Source organism: Actinomyces oris (genome assembly GCF_001937445.1).
Taxonomy (GTDB): domain Bacteria; phylum Actinomycetota; class Actinomycetes; order Actinomycetales; family Actinomycetaceae; genus Actinomyces; species Actinomyces acetigenes.
On sequence record NZ_MSKS01000001.1, the window covers coordinates 70,741 to 84,993 of the forward strand.

11 protein-coding genes are annotated in these 14,253 nt (G+C 70.2%); 4 read left to right on the top strand and 7 right to left on the bottom strand.

Annotated features, from left to right (window positions below):
• Positions 1-7: 7 nt before the first annotated feature.
• The 3 genes from BKH20_RS00285 to BKH20_RS00295 all read right to left on the bottom strand — a co-directional run bounded on the left by BKH20_RS00285 (position 8) and on the right by BKH20_RS00295 (position 2,371).
• The gene (locus BKH20_RS00285) at positions 8-472 is read right to left on the bottom strand and encodes a MarR family winged helix-turn-helix transcriptional regulator (protein ID WP_075389454.1); all 465 of its coding nucleotides are present in this window, start codon (positions 470-472) and stop codon (positions 8-10) included.
• Positions 473-507: 35 nt separating this feature from the next.
• Positions 508-1,503 (bottom strand): NADP-dependent oxidoreductase, encoded by a 996-nt coding sequence (locus tag BKH20_RS00290; protein ID WP_075389455.1) that lies wholly within the window; start codon positions 1,501-1,503, stop codon positions 508-510.
• Between the two features lie 232 nt (positions 1,504-1,735).
• On the bottom strand, positions 1,736-2,371 hold the full coding sequence (locus tag BKH20_RS00295) for a DJ-1/PfpI family protein (protein WP_075389456.1): 636 nt from the start codon (positions 2,369-2,371) through the stop codon (positions 1,736-1,738).
• A gap of 113 nt (positions 2,372-2,484) precedes the next feature.
• Between BKH20_RS00295 and BKH20_RS00300 the strand changes: the two genes are divergently transcribed.
• Both BKH20_RS00300 and BKH20_RS00305 read left to right on the top strand, forming a co-directional pair.
• Positions 2,485-5,397: a UvrD-helicase domain-containing protein gene (locus BKH20_RS00300; protein ID WP_075389457.1), complete on the top strand. Its 2,913-nt coding sequence runs from the start codon at positions 2,485-2,487 to the stop codon at positions 5,395-5,397.
• A 115-nt stretch (positions 5,398-5,512) separates the two neighbouring features.
• Positions 5,513-6,514, top strand: coding sequence for a CPBP family intramembrane glutamic endopeptidase (locus BKH20_RS00305; protein ID WP_081381539.1), 1,002 nt, complete (start codon positions 5,513-5,515; stop codon positions 6,512-6,514).
• Between the two features lie 24 nt (positions 6,515-6,538).
• On the opposite strand, the gene BKH20_RS00310 is transcribed toward BKH20_RS00305, so the two are convergent.
• From BKH20_RS00310 to BKH20_RS00320, 3 genes are all read right to left on the bottom strand, one after another.
• Positions 6,539-7,258, bottom strand: a complete 720-nt coding sequence (locus BKH20_RS00310) for a nitroreductase (RefSeq protein ID WP_075389458.1) — start codon at positions 7,256-7,258, stop codon at positions 6,539-6,541.
• The gene (locus BKH20_RS00315) at positions 7,255-7,920 is read right to left on the bottom strand and encodes a sugar O-acetyltransferase (RefSeq protein ID WP_075389459.1); all 666 of its coding nucleotides are present in this window, start codon (positions 7,918-7,920) and stop codon (positions 7,255-7,257) included. Before BKH20_RS00315 ends, BKH20_RS00310 begins: the two co-directional genes overlap by 4 nt.
• A 79-nt stretch (positions 7,921-7,999) precedes the next feature.
• Positions 8,000-10,528, bottom strand: a complete 2,529-nt coding sequence (locus BKH20_RS00320) for a TIM-barrel domain-containing protein (RefSeq protein WP_075389460.1) — start codon at positions 10,526-10,528, stop codon at positions 8,000-8,002.
• Positions 10,529-10,763: 235 nt separating this feature from the next.
• Between BKH20_RS00320 and BKH20_RS00325 the strand changes: the two genes are divergently transcribed.
• Positions 10,764-12,632: an alpha-glucosidase gene (locus BKH20_RS00325; protein ID WP_075389461.1), complete on the top strand. Its 1,869-nt coding sequence runs from the start codon at positions 10,764-10,766 to the stop codon at positions 12,630-12,632.
• 110 nt (positions 12,633-12,742) lie between these two features.
• Complete coding sequence (locus BKH20_RS00330; protein ID WP_075389462.1) at positions 12,743-13,390, top strand: nitroreductase; 648 nt, start codon at positions 12,743-12,745, stop codon at positions 13,388-13,390.
• Here BKH20_RS00330 and BKH20_RS00335 read toward each other — a convergent pair.
• Complete coding sequence (locus BKH20_RS00335) at positions 13,380-14,246, bottom strand: CPBP family intramembrane glutamic endopeptidase (RefSeq protein ID WP_075389463.1); 867 nt, start codon at positions 14,244-14,246, stop codon at positions 13,380-13,382. The two genes, BKH20_RS00330 and BKH20_RS00335, sit on opposite strands and share 11 nt — an antisense overlap.
• Positions 14,247-14,253: the final 7 nt, after the last annotated feature.

Genomic DNA, 14,253 nt, shown 5'->3' on the forward strand with positions numbered 1-14,253 from the left:
ATCTGGGTCAGGAGTTGCGACCGCTTGCGGAGGATAGCTGCTCTGCCGACTCGTGGATCACTGTCGTGGCGGCCTCCAAGAACTCAATGAGCTGATCGACCCGGCTCTCGGGCCAGCCGTCCACCAGTGCCGTCAGTCTCCGGTTGGCGGGCAGGAATATCTCGGCAAGACGATCAGCGCTCGTGGCGTGGATGGTGAAGGAGCGCAGGTCCGTCTCACTGGGGCGACGCTCAACCCAGCCATCGCGGACGAGTCGCCGCAGCACACTCGTCATCGTTGTCGTCCCCATCCGAGTGCGGCGGGCGAGGGCAGTGGGGGTCTGCGGACCGTCGCGGTGCAGGGCGTCGAGTACCGCAAGATCGCTGTCGTTGAGCCCAGTTTTCGCAGCGACAGCGCGATTGCTGGCGGCGAGCTCGCTATTCATGGCGCGCAGCGCCCGGATGAGACGCTGATCGTGAATCCCTCCGCTCAAGCGGCCCTCCTGATCGAGGTGAACATGGATGAGTGTCAGGATAGATCGATGACGAGCTTGCCGCGGACGTGGCCCTTTGCCAGCTCGGTGTAGGCGGCGCGAATCTGCTCCAGCGTGAAGGAGTAGGTGCGGGCGAGTTCAACTTTGATGGCGTCATCCGCCACCAGCTCTGCCACCTCCTCGAGGTCGCTGCATCCACTGCTGTGCCGTGAGCCGGTGAACTGCGCGCCCCTGAGGATCGCCGCGGGCGAAGGAACCAGAGTGCCAATGGAACGGCCCGTCAGTCCAAGATCGCGGCCAAGTCTTACGTAGGTACCGCCGTAGCAGTCCAGAAGCTTGGTGACAGGTGAGGGAGCCGCTTCGCGAACCCGGCTGGTCAGATTCTCACCATAGGTGACCGGAATGGCCCCCAAGGAGCGGATGTAGTCCATATTACGGGCGCCGGCGATTCCGATGACGGTCGCGCCTCGGCTCACGGCCAGCTGAGAGGCGACCGAACCCACACCGCCTGCGGCGGCACTGATGACAATGACATCGCCCTCGTGCAGGTTCAGCTTCCTGAATGCGCCGCACGCGGTCTGCGAGGCCACACCCAGGCAGGCCGCCTGCGTGAAGGGCAGCGGGGCCGGCTTCTTGACGACGCCGTCGGCGGGTGCCACCAGCTCGGTGGTAAGTGCCCCGCGGGTGTCGGCCTGACCGGGGGCACTTCGCAAGGTACCCAGCACGGCATCGCCCACGGAGAGGTCGGTGACGTTCGCGCCGACGGCATCAATGATGCCTGCGAAGTCGCGGGCCACGCCCCTGGGGAAGCGAACGGATGCGCCCTCCAGCCAGCGTCGAGGATGAAGGATGCGCTGAACCCGTTCAAGCCTTCGCAGGTCGCCCCGGAAGGTCTTGAAGTCGAGGGGATTGAGCCCGACGGCGCGCACCGCGACGCGTACCTCTGCGTCACCGGGTGCCTGCGCCGGGCGCTCGGCCTCCTCCAGGACCTCTGGCCCGCCGAACCTGCGGTACTCGATCGCTCGACCCATGGAAGCCTCCTCGGACTCTCGCGACAGCGAGATGCTGCGCTCACATCCAACTACTACGTGGAACGTATAGTACGAGATTCGTACTAGGTGGGCAAGGAGGTGTCCTTGGGCGGGCTCTGTGGTCCCTTCGGGGAGAGGTTGCTCAGTCGAGCGGCCGCGGCTTGCCGCTGATGCCAGGGGTGTGTCGTAGTGACTCGTTGTCCTGTGGAGGCAGGCGCTGACCCGTGTCCTCTCAGCTGTTCTGCCAGGCGGCGGTCGCCTCCATGAGCGCCATGTAGTCCTTCTCCCCGGCGTTGAGGAAGACCTGCTCCCAGGCGTCGGCCATCGCATCGGGCACCAGCCCGGTGATCCGCATGACCTCCGCAGTGAAGGGAACCGCGTGAATGCCTGAGGCCGTGATGACACCTCGGTCAGTCACCACCGGCGCCTCCATGTAGTGGGTCTTACCGCGGTACCCACTGGCCTCCAGGTAGGAGGCGGCATTCGAGGTGTGGAGGCGCGCGTCCAGGAAACCACCGCGGGCCAGCAGAAGCGTGGCACCGCAGATGGCCGCCACCGGAATCTCCTGATCCACGAGATGACCGACCGCCTCGATGAGCCGCTCGTGTCCGGCCGCGTAGTGGTCCCCTCCAGGGATGACCAAGGCTGCGAGCTGGCCGTCGTCGGCCAGGGCCTGCAGGGTGTCGAGGTCGGTCTCAGGCGTCAGTGGCAGGTTCCCGAGTGTGCGCACCGGCTCCAGCCCGTCGCCCACGAGCAGGAGCCGAAAGCGCCCGGGCTTGAGCTGTTCCGCGCCCGCGATCTGAGTGGTGAGGTAGGCGTACTCCCAGTCCGCCATGGTCTCGGTCGTGTACAAGGCGATGGTGCGCATCTCGGTTCCTCTCTCAGCGGCTTTCACAACCTGTTCACAACGTACTGTGAAGGCCGGCGGTGCGGCGGGGAAAGCGTAACGTGTCGGTGGCCTGGCCTAGGCTTGGCCTCACGATGAACGCGATGAACCCCCTCTTCGGCGCCCTGCCCATGCCCGGCTCCGGCGGTGCGGCCACGCCGCCGCCCGAGGCTGCGTTGCCCGCCCTCGTTCCCAGTGGAGGCTCCTTCGACGACGACTCCTGGGCCGACGTCGAGGCCCCGGAGGAGGACTGGGGCCCCGAGGACGCCCCGCCGCCCGAGGACGAGTACGCCGCAGCCCCCACCTGGGAGGAGCGCCAGGACGAGGTCTCCGCCCTGGTCACCCGCGCCCAGGCAAATGCCGCCGCGGCCCGCGCCCGAGCCGGCGACGCCGCGTCCTCGGCCCGGCCCTCCGGCCGGCCCTGGGGGGTGACGGTCTCAGACCCGGCCGAGCTGCTCTCCGGCCTCAACCCCGCCCAGGAGGCCGCCGTCACCCACGCCGGCGCCCCCCTGCTCATTATCGCCGGCGCGGGCTCGGGCAAGACCCGGGTCCTGACCCACCGCATCGCCCACCTCATCGCCACCGGCCGCGCCCGCCCTGGCGAGATCCTGGCCATCACCTTCACCAACAAGGCCGCCGCCGAGATGCGCGAGCGCGTCACCGCCCTGGTCGGGCCCGCCGGAGCGCGCATGTGGGTCTCCACCTTCCACTCCGCCTGCGTGCGCATCCTGCGCCGCGAACACGAGGCCGCCGGCCTGCGCTCCACCTTCTCCATCTACGACGCCGCCGACTCCACCCGCCTGATCACCCTCATCGTGCGTGAGCTGGGCATCGACCCCAAGCGCTTCACCCCCAAGACCTTCGCCCACCGCATCTCCGACCTCAAGAACGAGCTCATCACCCCGGCCCAGTTCGCCGAGCGCGCCGTCACCTCCAACCCCCTCGAACGCCACCTCGCCGAGGTCTACCACGCCTACGCCCAGCGCCTGAGCGCCGCCAACGCCCTGGACTTCGACGACATCATCATGCGCACCGTCGCCCTGCTTCAGACCCGCCCGGCCGTGGCCGAGATGTACCGGCGCCGCTTCCGCCACATCCTGGTCGACGAGTACCAGGACACCAACCACGCCCAGTACGTCCTCGTGCGCGAGCTCGTCGGCGGGCCCGGCACCTCCGGGGCCGGCTCGGCCCTGCCGCCGGGCGAGCTGACCGTCGTCGGCGACTCCGACCAGTCCATCTACGCCTTCCGCGGCGCCACCATTCGCAACATCGAGGAGTTCGAGGAGGACTACCCCTCGGCGCGCACCATCCTGCTGGAGCAGAACTACCGCTCCACCCAGAACATCCTCTCGGCCGCCAACGCCGTCATCTCCCGCAACAGCGGCAGGCGCGAGAAGAACCTGTGGACCGCCGCCGGCGACGGCGCCCCCATCACCGGTTACGTCGCCGACTCCGAGCACGACGAGGCCCGCTGGATCAGCCAGGAGGTCGACCGCCTGGCCGACGAGCACGGCGTACGCCCTCGCGACGTCGCCGTCTTCTACCGCACCAACGCCCAGTCCCGCGCCCTTGAAGAGGCCTTCATGCGCGCCGGACAGCCCTACAAGGTCATCGGCGGCACCCGCTTCTACGACCGCCGCGAGATCAAGGACGCCATCGCCTACCTGCGCGCCGTCGACAACCCCGACGACGACGTCAACCTGCGCCGCATCCTCAACGTCCCCAAACGCGGCCTGGGTGACAAGGCCGAGGGCGCCCTGGCCGAGCACGCCGCCCGCTACTCCGTCTCCTTCGGACAGGCCGTCGCCGACGCCGCCGGAGCCCCCCGCGAGGCTCAGACAGGCGAGACCGAGGAGACCGACGGGCAGGCCCCCTCCACCGCAGGGGCTGGCGAGCCGCCCGAGGTCGAGGGCCTGACCACCCGGGCCCGCAACCAGGTGCGCGGCTTCCACGAGCTGCTCACCACCCTGCGCCACATGGTCACCGCCGGCGACGGCGTCGCCGACATCCTCGACTCCGCCCTGGACGCCTCCGGTTACCTCGCCGAGCTGCGCGCCAGCGACGACCCCCAGGACGCCACCCGCGTGGAGAACCTCGCCGAGCTCCACTCCGTGGCCAGCGACTTCCAGGCCGCCAACCCCGACGGCACCCTGGCCGACTTCCTCGAACGCGTCTCACTCGTGGCCGACTCCGACCAGCTCCCGCCCAGCGCTGACCTGGAGGACGAAGACGCCCGGCAGGCCGAGGAGCAGGGCCAGATCACCCTCATGACCGTCCACACCGCCAAGGGCCTGGAGTTCCCGGTCGTCTTCGTCACCGGCATGGAGGACGGCACCTTCCCCCACGCCCGCTCCCTGACCGAGGAGACCGAGCTCGCCGAGGAACGGCGCCTGGCCTACGTGGCCCTCACCCGCGCCCGCGAGCGCCTCTACCTCACCCGCGCCGCCGTGCGCTCGGCCTGGGGAGCCGCCAACGCCATGTCCGCCTCCCGCTTCCTCGACGACGTTCCGGCCGAGACCATCGACTGGAAGCGCCTGGCCTCCTCCATGGAGGCGCTGCGCGGCGGCGGCACCGGCTGGGGCAGCAGCTGGGGCGAGGGCGGCTTCGGCTCGGGCGGACGGCGCTCAGGCTCCCCCCGGCAGAGCGCCTACTCCGACGACGATGACTTCGCCCCGCCCGTGGGCGCAGGCACCAAGCGCTCGGGCAAGCTGGGGCGCGTGGAGACCGCCCAGGACCGGGCCGCCAAGCGCGCCTCCGCCCGCCTCGAGGCTCGCGGCAAGCAGAGCGACTCCTCACCGGCCGGCGGCGCCGCCTCGGAGGACCTGCCCGCGGCCGTCGCCGGGCTGAGAACCGGCGACCAGGTGCGCCACGACTCCTACGGGGTGGGCACCGTCGTCGGCCTGGAGGGCAAGGGGCGGTCCCTGACGGCGCGCGTCGAGTTCGTCATCGACGGCGCCCCCACCACCAAGCGCCTCATCCTGCGCTACGCCCCCGTCGCCAAGATCTGACGGCTCTATCCTTCGCCCACCTCCCGCGGTATCGGACACCGTGCTGAGATCAGTGGGCGCCGGTTCCTCCTGGCGGGGGAGGTACGGCGACCGGCAGACGGGGAACACTGGGGTCATGAGCACCCCGGCCTCCTCTCCAGCGTCATCGGTAGCGCCTCGGGCCTCTCGCCTTCTGGACCGGCTCGTCCCGGTCAGTCCCCAGTGGCGCATCCCTGCGCGAAAGGCGGAGCGCCTCGGCTGGCTTCAGCTCCTTCTGGGGGTCGTGGTCGTCGTCGGCGCTCAGATGATCGTCGGGCTGCTGGCGGTGGCGACTGGACTCGTGCGACTCGGGGGCGGGGCGACAGCCCGGCCGGGTGCCGCGTTCATCATCGCGATCAGTGCCGTGCCCCTGACCCTGCTCGGGTACTGGCTGCTGGTGCGCTTCGTCGGTGGCCGGCCCGTCATTGAGCTGGGCGGGCGCTGGGCGGCACTGCGCGAGCTCCTGGTCGGCCTGGCCATGGGAGCGCTGCTCATGTGCGCCGTCATCGCGGTTCTGGCCCTGCTCGGTTCCTACCACGTGGTGGACGTCGGCTGGAGCACGGGGATCCTCGCCGGTCTCCAAGCCGGCATCGTCGCCGGATTCACCGAGGAGATCCTCGTCAGAGGTGTCATGCTGCGCCTCATCGAGGGGTGGGTGGGGACCTGGTGGGCGTTGACCATCACCGCCGTGTTCTTCGGTGCCGCCCACCTCGGCAACCCTCAAGCCACCGTCTTCGGTGCGGTCGCGATCGCGCTGGAGGCCGGGATCCTGCTGGGCACCTGCTACCTGCTCACCCGGCGCCTGTGGCTGGCGATCGGGGTGCACGCCGCTTGGAACTTCGTCCAGGGCGGCATCTTCGGCTCCGACATCTCCGGCACCGGGTCGGGACGCGGACTCATCGAGGCCCGCTTCACCGGCCCTGACCTGCTCACCGGTGGTGCCATGGGGATCGAGGGCTCCGTCGTCGCGGTCATCGTGTGCACGGCGGCCGGGCTGGCCATGCTGCTGGCGGTCCGTCGGCGCGGGCTCGTCGTCCCACCCTGCTGGCGCCGCCCCGTCCTGGGGAAAGCCGTCGGCGATGAGCGCAGCGTTGAGTGAGCGCCCACCCCAGTCAGGGCCAGGTCAGGAGCGGGCGGGCACCAGGCGCACGGGGCGCCGCTCGGCCCGGAAGTCGTTGACGGGGGCCTCGGAGGCGTAACCCAGGGCGAAGCCCGTGATGAGGCGGTAGTCCGACGGCGCCTCGAACTCGGCGTCGAAGGGGCGGCGCCAGGTGGCCAGGACCCCCAGGGGGCAGGAGTCGACGCCATGGGCCTTGGCGGACAGGAACAGGGTCTGCAGCATGATCCCGGCGTCGAGCGCGGCGAAGGGCATGAGGCCCTTGTGGACCAGTGCGAAACCGATGACCGGGGCGCCGAAGGCCTCACAGTTGCGGCGGGCGGCCGCGTCACGGGCCTCGCGGTCCTTGCGGGCGATACCCATGTGCGCGTACAGCCGGCCACCGACCGCCTGGGAGTGGGGCAGCAGGTCCGCGGGGTAGGGCGCCCAGGTCGGGTAGTCGCCGTCGGGCGCCTTGCCGCTCAGGGCCAGGCGGGCCATTGCCCCGGGCTCCTTGTGCTGGAGGGGGAGGGCAGCGTCGAACTCCTTGACGTAGGCCGCCCGCAGACGGTCCGCCTGCTCACCGGTGGCCAGCGCCACCATGAAGGGACGGGTGTTGGACCAGCTCGGCGCCTGGCGGGCATCCTCCAGGATCTCCTCGATGACCTCAGGCGGTACGGGATCGGTCCGGAAGTCCCGCACGGAGTGCCGGGAAGCAGCCAGGTCGGAAAAGGTCTCGGGGTTCATTGCGGCGTCTCCTTGGATGGGTGCTGATGGCGGGGGCCGAAGGTGGAGTCGTCCAGCTGGCGCAGGATCCGGGCCGGGTTGCCCACCGCCAGGCTGCTGGCAGGAATGTCCTTGGTGACCACCGAGCCCGCGCCGATGACGCAGTTGTCCCCGATGGTCACGCCGGGGCACACGATGACCCCGCCGCCCAGCCACACGTTGTCCCCGATCGTGATGGGGTCGGCCGCCTCCAGGGAGCAGGCGCGCGGCGTCGGCTCCAGGGGGTGCACCGGCGTGAGCAGCTGGACGTTCGGGCCGATCTGGCAGTGCGCGCCGATACTGATCCGGGCGACGTCGAGGGCCACGAGCCCGTAGTTGACGAAGGTCCCCTCACCCACGGTGATGTTGTCCCCGTAGTCCACGCGCACCGGCGGCAGCAGGCGAGCCTGGTCACCCAGCCCCGGGATCGCCGAGCGCAGCAGGTCCCAGCAGTCCTCCTCATCCTCGGCGAAGGCCCGCTCGAAGCGGTGGAGCATCGTGCGGGCGTGGGCGGCGATCCTGGCGTTGTCCGGGTCGTCGGAGACGTACCAGTCACCGGCGAGCATGCGCTCGCGGTTGGTGCGCTCATCGCCCACGAAGTAGGGCTCGGCCTCCGGGAAGCGCGGGGTGGGACTCTCACTCATACCCAGCAGCCTAGCGGCGGCCCGATGCGCCCGTCGGTCCGTTCGAGCCGACCCGCCGGAGTCGGTGCTCGGAGCCTGGTCAGGAGTGGGGGAGCACCTCGGCCACGGCCGCCCGCAGCGTCTCCGGCAGGCCCAGGGCCTCGAGCTCACCCAGCAGGGCGGTTCCGCTCAGGCCCCGCTGCACCGCGTCCCAGGCCAGGTCCTTGGCCATGTACTCCACTCGCGCGGCGTCCAGGATCGTGTGGACCTCATTGCGCCAGTCGGCCGGGGAGTGCTCCGTGCCGCGAAGGACCAGCTGGACGCCGTCGATGAGGTCCTGGCGGCTCAGCTCCTCCAGGTGCACCAACGTCCCGGCCCCCAGGGTGAAGCCGTCCCCACTGACCTCCTCGGTGGCCAGCCGGCGCGCCCGCTCACCCACCCCCAGCCAGGCGCCGGTCACCCGACCAGCCAGGAGCCGCACCGTCACCAGCCGCGAGGCCGGCACGACGTCGGCCGCCCCCTCCAGGCGGATGCGCAGCACCACGTCGGCGCCGCCCTCGTCCTCCGGCCAGGTCAGCGTCATGTGGGTGCGGGCGATGCGGTCCTCCCCGGGCTGTGCCGAGCCGTCGTCCTCCTCCAGGGTGAAGCTCCCCGAGCCCCCGGGCACGACGACGATCTCCAGCTCGCGAGGATTGTCCCCGGCCGCCTCCGTCAGGTTCCCGGCCAGGGGGATCACGGAGCCGGCCCGGGCCAGCACCCCGATTCGGTCCAGGGGGCGAGACAGGCTCAGCATGCGCCCGCGCCCGCCGGTCGTGGCCTCATAGCGGCGACCCGTGGGCAGGTCGTACCAGACGCCGTCGGGCAGCCAGGTCAGTTCCCGCCCCAGGCCGGTGGTCTCATCGAGCCGGCAGGTGAAGGGCACCACCAGCAGGTCCCCGAAGTAGAAGCTGCCCCGGTGCTCGTAGGCGGCCAGCTCACGCGGGTGGTCGTGGTAGACCGGGCGCACCGGAGCGATGCCCTCACTCGCCGAGCGGCGCGCCCACGTGTACAGGTAGGGCACCAGCCGGTGACGCAGCCGCAGGTGAGCCTCCATCGTGGCGCGGGCGTCACGCGAGTAGCGCCAGGGCTCCTTGGAGGTGAAGCCCGAGTTCGACGAGTGCAGGCGGTTGATGGGGGAGAAGCAGCCCAGCTGGAACCAGCGGGCCGCCATCGTGTCGTCGCTGCCGCCCAGCATGTGCCCGCCGATGTCGTTGGACCACCAGAAGTAGCCGATGTTGGCGGCCGTGGCCGTGAAGCGCGGCTGGAAGCGCAGGGAGTCCCAGCTGATGATCGTGTCCCCGGAGAAGCCCACCGGGGTGCGGTGGCTCGAGGCGTCGGCGAAGCGCGAGAAGGTCACCGGGCGGCGCCGCTCCACGCCACCGCCTGCCGCAGGGCGCTCGCGACCCGAGTCGAGGTAGTGGACGTGGTTGAGCATCCACAGCGGATCCAGGCCGGGAACCGTCGTGGAGCCGCCCTGCTGCCAGTCCAGCCACCAGAAGTCCACTCCCTCGTCCTCCAGGGGGTGGTGGAGGCGCGAGAGGTAGGAGCCCACGAAGTCCCGGTCGGCGATGTTGAAGGGCACGTCCTCCCCGGTGCTCGCATCCAGGCCCAGGTCGGCGCAGACCTCCTCATAGGCCTCCTCGTGGCGGCGCACCCCCTGGGCCGGGTGCACGTTGAGCGTGGTGAGTATGCCCCGCTCGTGCAGGCCGGCCAGGAAGGCCGCCGGGTCCGGGAACAGCTCCCGGTTCCAGGTGTAGCCGGTCCAGCCCGTGCCGATCGCCGGGTCGATGTCGGTGACGTGCCAGTCCATGTCGATGACGGCCACGGAGAAGGGCAGCTCCTCGGCGGCGAAACGGTCCATGAGCGCCAGGTACTCCTGGTCGCTGTAGGGGTGGTAGCGGCTCCACCAGTTGCCCAGCAGCGCCCGCGGGATGAGGGGGCTGGGCCCGGTGAGGCGGAAGAAGTCCCGCAGCGCCTCCTGGTAGCCCTGGCCGTAGCCGAAGACGTAGAGGTCCTGCGCCCCGTCGGCCAGGCGGTTGCCGGGCTCGCGGGGCTGGACCCACTCGTCCTGGGTGAGCAGCAGCGAGGCCGAGTCGTCCAGGGCGGTGATGCCGCTCAGGCTCAGCAGGCCCGGGCCGAGGGCGACGGCGCCGTCGGCCTCATCAAGGGTGCGGGTGGTGCCGCCCAGGTTCGTCGGGAAGGTCTCGGCCGGATCCCACACGTCGCCGTGGTGCCAGGTGCCGCCGTGGGCGTGCAGCGCCGTCGAGCGCAGCCTGACGCTGAGCCCGGAGGGGGAGAACCCCAGGGAGGGCACATGGGTCAGGTGCAGGTGCTCGGTGATGATCTCCAGACGGTCCTGACCGCGCACCACCCGGAACGACGGCGTCTGGCCCAGGTCGCGGTTGACGACCAGCTGGGTGGCGGCGTCGGTGAAGACGCCCGTGGGGGAGTGCTCCATGCGGATGAGCCGAGAGGTGAGCACCGTGAACCGGTAGCGGGACTCCTCCGGCAAGTCCCCCACGACCACCCCCTCAGGGCGGGCAGCGGCCGGACGCGGAGTGTCAGGGGCATCGCGGAGAGGAGAAACCAACAGTCGGCCTTTCACAACGGGGATCGTCGCAGGCAGCGCCGGGAGAGGCGGCGCCCTGAATGAGACGCGAGAACTCATCTTAATCGGCCCTGGACCGCGGCGTGTTCTGACACAATCGGTACCGTCCCGCAAAGGCCCCGTCAGCCTTGGCGGCGAAGCAGGGGGCAGGCCCTCACGCACCCGGCCCGCCCCGCTTACCTCGCATCCCCTCTGGTCGGTTGGAAGGAAGTCACCCGTGACCTCTCCCGCACCCCTCGTTGTCTCCGCCCGCCACGTCGGCGACGATCCGGACTGGTGGCGCCGCGCCGTCGTCTACCAGGTCTATCCCCGCTCCTTCGCCGACTCCGACGGTGACGGGATTGGCGACATCCCCGGCCTGACCAGCCGCCTGGGTCACTTCGACGAGCTGGGCGTCGACGTCGTGTGGCTCAGCCCCGTCTACCGCTCCCCTCAGGACGACAACGGCTACGACATCTCCGACTACCAGGACATCGACCCCCTCTTCGGCTCCCTGGCGGACCTCGACGCCCTCATCGAGGGACTCCACTGCCGCGGCATGCGCCTGGTCATGGACCTCGTCGTCAACCACACCAGCGATGAGCACCCCTGGTTCACCGCCAGCCGCTCCTCGAAGGATGACCCCAAGCGCGACTGGTACATCTGGCGTCCCGCCCGGCAGGTCGACGGGCTCGCCCCCGGGCAGCCGGGAACCGAGCCCACCAACTGGGGATCGGCCTTCTCCGGGTCGGCCTGGGCCTGGGACGAGGACACCCAGGAGTTCTACCTGCACCTCTTCTCACCCAAGCAGCCCGACCTCAACTGGGAGAACCCGCAGATGCGTGGCGCCATCCACGAGATGATGACCTGGTGGCTGGACCGCGGCGTCGACGGCTTCCGCATGGACGTCATCAACTTCATCTCCAAGACCTACCCGCTCACTGACGCGCCCCAGGGCGAGGGCGACCTCTACGGCAACGCCTTTGCCGCCGTCGCCAACGGCCCCCGCATCCACGAGTTCCTCCACGAGATGAACCAGCAGGCCCTCGCGCCGAGGCCCGGCCACATCCTCACCGTCGGGGAGATGCCCGGGGCCACGAGCGCCGAGGCCGCCCTCTACACCGACCCCGCCCGAGGCGAGCTCGACATGGTCTTCCAGTTCGAGCACGTCTGCCTCACCGACGGACCCGGCGGCAAGTTCGACCCTCAGCCCCTCGACCTCGTCACCCTCAAGCAGAACCTGGCCCACTGGCAGGCCGCCCTCGCCCCCGCCACAACCCCCACCGGCGCCGTGAGCGCGGAGAAGGGATGGAACTCCGCCTACTGGGACAACCACGACCAGCCCCGCGCCGTCTCCCGCTTCGGCGACGACGACCCCGCCTGGCGCGTCCGCTCGGCCAAGACCCTCGCCACGATCCTCCACACCCACCGCGGCACCCCCTACATCTACCAGGGGGAGGAGCTGGGCATGGCCAACACGGTCTTCCGGTCCATCGAGGACTACCGGGACCTGGAGTCCGTCAACCACTTCCACGAGCGCGTGCGCGCCGGCGACGACCCGACCGCAGTCCTGGCCGGCATCGCCCCCGTCTCCCGGGACAACGCCCGCACCCCCGTCCACTGGGACAGCAGCGAGAAGGCCGGGTTCACCACCGGCGAGCCCTGGATCGCCCTGGCCCCCGACCACGGCACCGTCAACGCCGCCGCCCAGGTGGGAGTACCCGGCAGCGTCTTCGAGCACTACCGCCAGCTCATCGCCCTGCGGCACGACGACGACGCCCTCGCCCTGGGGACCTTCCGGCTCCTGGTGGCCGACCACCCCACCGCCTGGGTCATCCTGCGTCAGTGGTGTGCCCCCGAGGCACAGGGCGGCGGCATCGAGCAGCTGCTGCTCATCGCCCAGTGCGCCCGCGAGGATCTGCCCCTGACCGGGCAGGGCGGCCTGCTGGCGGCGCTTACGGCCGAGGGCCTGGAGCCAGGGCAGTGGGATGCCGCCGAGCAGCTCCTGCGCGCCGCCGACCCGGACGTCCAGCCCGGCTCGGCTCACGCAGGCCTGCCGGAGGTGCTACCGGGATGGGACTCGGTGCTGCTGCGCCGTCGGGCTTGAGGAGGTGGGGCGCGCTACGCCCGCCCGACGGCCCCAACTGGAATAGTGCTGTCCGGCCGGTCGTTGGTCTTGGTGGACAAACCCGCGGATATCGGAAGTAGGGGAGCACCATGGAGTTCAGCCAGGTCGTCGCCAATCGTCACTCGGTACGAGACTTCAGCGACCAGCCCGTCTCCCAGGAGGATCTGGTGGACGTCGTGCGCACCGCCCAGCGGGCGCCGTCATGGGTGAACTCCCAGCCCTGGCGGGTCTATGCGGCCACCGGGGCCACGCTGGCCGGGATCAAGAAGCGCCATGCCGCAGACGTCGCCGCCGGCAGGAAGGGGAACGCCGACCTCCCGGTGAAGCCTCGTACAGAGTGGTCTGCGACCACCCAGGAGAACATGGCTGCGCTCGGCGAGCAGATCGGTGCACAGCTGGGCGAGGGCGTCCAGGAGTTCCAGGCATCGCAAGGACGGCTGTTCAACGCCCAGGCAGTCCTGTACGTGACGATCCCGGTCGAGTCCACTCCGTGGTCCTTCCACGACCTCGGGGCCTTCTCCGCCATGCTCGTCCTGGCGGCTGCCGACAAGGGCCTTGGCGCCATCAACGCCTGCGCCCTGGTCATGTACCCGGACGAGGTGCGCGAGGCCATGGGGATCGGAGCCGATGAGATCGTAGCGGTCGGGATCGCGCTGGGCCATCCCGCGGACTCGGCGCTGGCGGCCTTCGCCCCTGACCGCGTCGACGTCAACGAGATCCTCACGATCAAGGACTGAGCGCAGAGGGCTGCTTGCCTCGTCGGCCCAGGAGGAGGATGAGGAAAGCGACCGCAGCGGCGCCGGTGAGCAGGATCGCCGCGTTGAGCCACGAGATCTCGAAGTCTGGCAGGTTCTCGCTCTGAAGTTGGCCGATGAACAGTCCCAGGGCGTTACCGCTGATGTGCAGGCCCAGGGCGAAGAACATCGACCGCAGCCGCATCACCGACCAGCCGGCGAGCAACCCGAAGAGCACCTTGTGGAGGACCTGCCAGGCGTAGCCCTTGAGACTGGTCTCCGAGGTCAGCCAGGTCGGCAGGTGCAGTGCGGTGAAGGACGCCGTCGTCATCAGCACAGCGGCCGTCGCCCCGAGGTGCTCGTGTATCGGTGAGAACAGGGTGCGCCTGAGCGTGATCTCCTCAGGAATCGCGTTGTAGGCGATGCCGACGCTCAGGGCGAAGACCAGTGCGCGAAGCACCGTGGAGGCGGTGATCTCCGGCCTCCACAACGGGCCGGTGCCCGTCGGCCCCATCCAGGTGTGCAGGCCGCCGAAGGCGACTCCGCCCAGGGCTCCGGCTGCGAACAGGACGGTTCTGCTGCGTATGCCGCCACTGCTCAGCAGGTCGCGCCAGCCGCGCCGAGCCATCCCGAACCACAGGGCGAGCCCGCCCACGTGAAGGAGGACGAGCATGAGGATCCACGGTCCCCGCACGAGCGCCAGGGCCGTGCCCAGCGCCGGGGCACCTGCCAGCAGGGCGACGGCGGCAAGGGCAGTGCCCTCGGAGGCGGCGGGCCGTCCGGTCTTAAAGGCGTAGGCGTCGGCCGCGCAGGGCTGTAGCGCGTGACGAGGTGGTGCGGCGTCGTAGTGACGATCCATAGTGGTT

Excerpts from the sequence above, each read along its gene's own strand:
- BKH20_RS00290 (WP_075389455.1), bottom strand. The coding sequence starts at position 1,503 with ATGGGTCGAGCGATCGAGTACCGCAGGTTCGGCGGGCCAGAGGTCCTG.
- BKH20_RS00295 (WP_075389456.1), bottom strand. The coding sequence starts at position 2,371 with ATGCGCACCATCGCCTTGTACACGACCGAGACCATGGCGGACTGGGAG.
- BKH20_RS00300 (WP_075389457.1), top strand. The coding sequence starts at position 2,485 with ATGAACGCGATGAACCCCCTCTTCGGCGCCCTGCCCATGCCCGGCTCC.
- BKH20_RS00305 (WP_081381539.1), top strand. The coding sequence starts at position 5,513 with ATGAGCACCCCGGCCTCCTCTCCAGCGTCATCGGTAGCGCCTCGGGCC.
- BKH20_RS00310 (WP_075389458.1), bottom strand. The coding sequence starts at position 7,258 with ATGAACCCCGAGACCTTTTCCGACCTGGCTGCTTCCCGGCACTCCGTG.
- BKH20_RS00315 (WP_075389459.1), bottom strand. The coding sequence starts at position 7,920 with ATGAGTGAGAGTCCCACCCCGCGCTTCCCGGAGGCCGAGCCCTACTTC.
- BKH20_RS00330 (WP_075389462.1), top strand. The coding sequence starts at position 12,743 with ATGGAGTTCAGCCAGGTCGTCGCCAATCGTCACTCGGTACGAGACTTC.
- BKH20_RS00335 (WP_075389463.1), bottom strand. The coding sequence starts at position 14,246 with ATGGATCGTCACTACGACGCCGCACCACCTCGTCACGCGCTACAGCCC.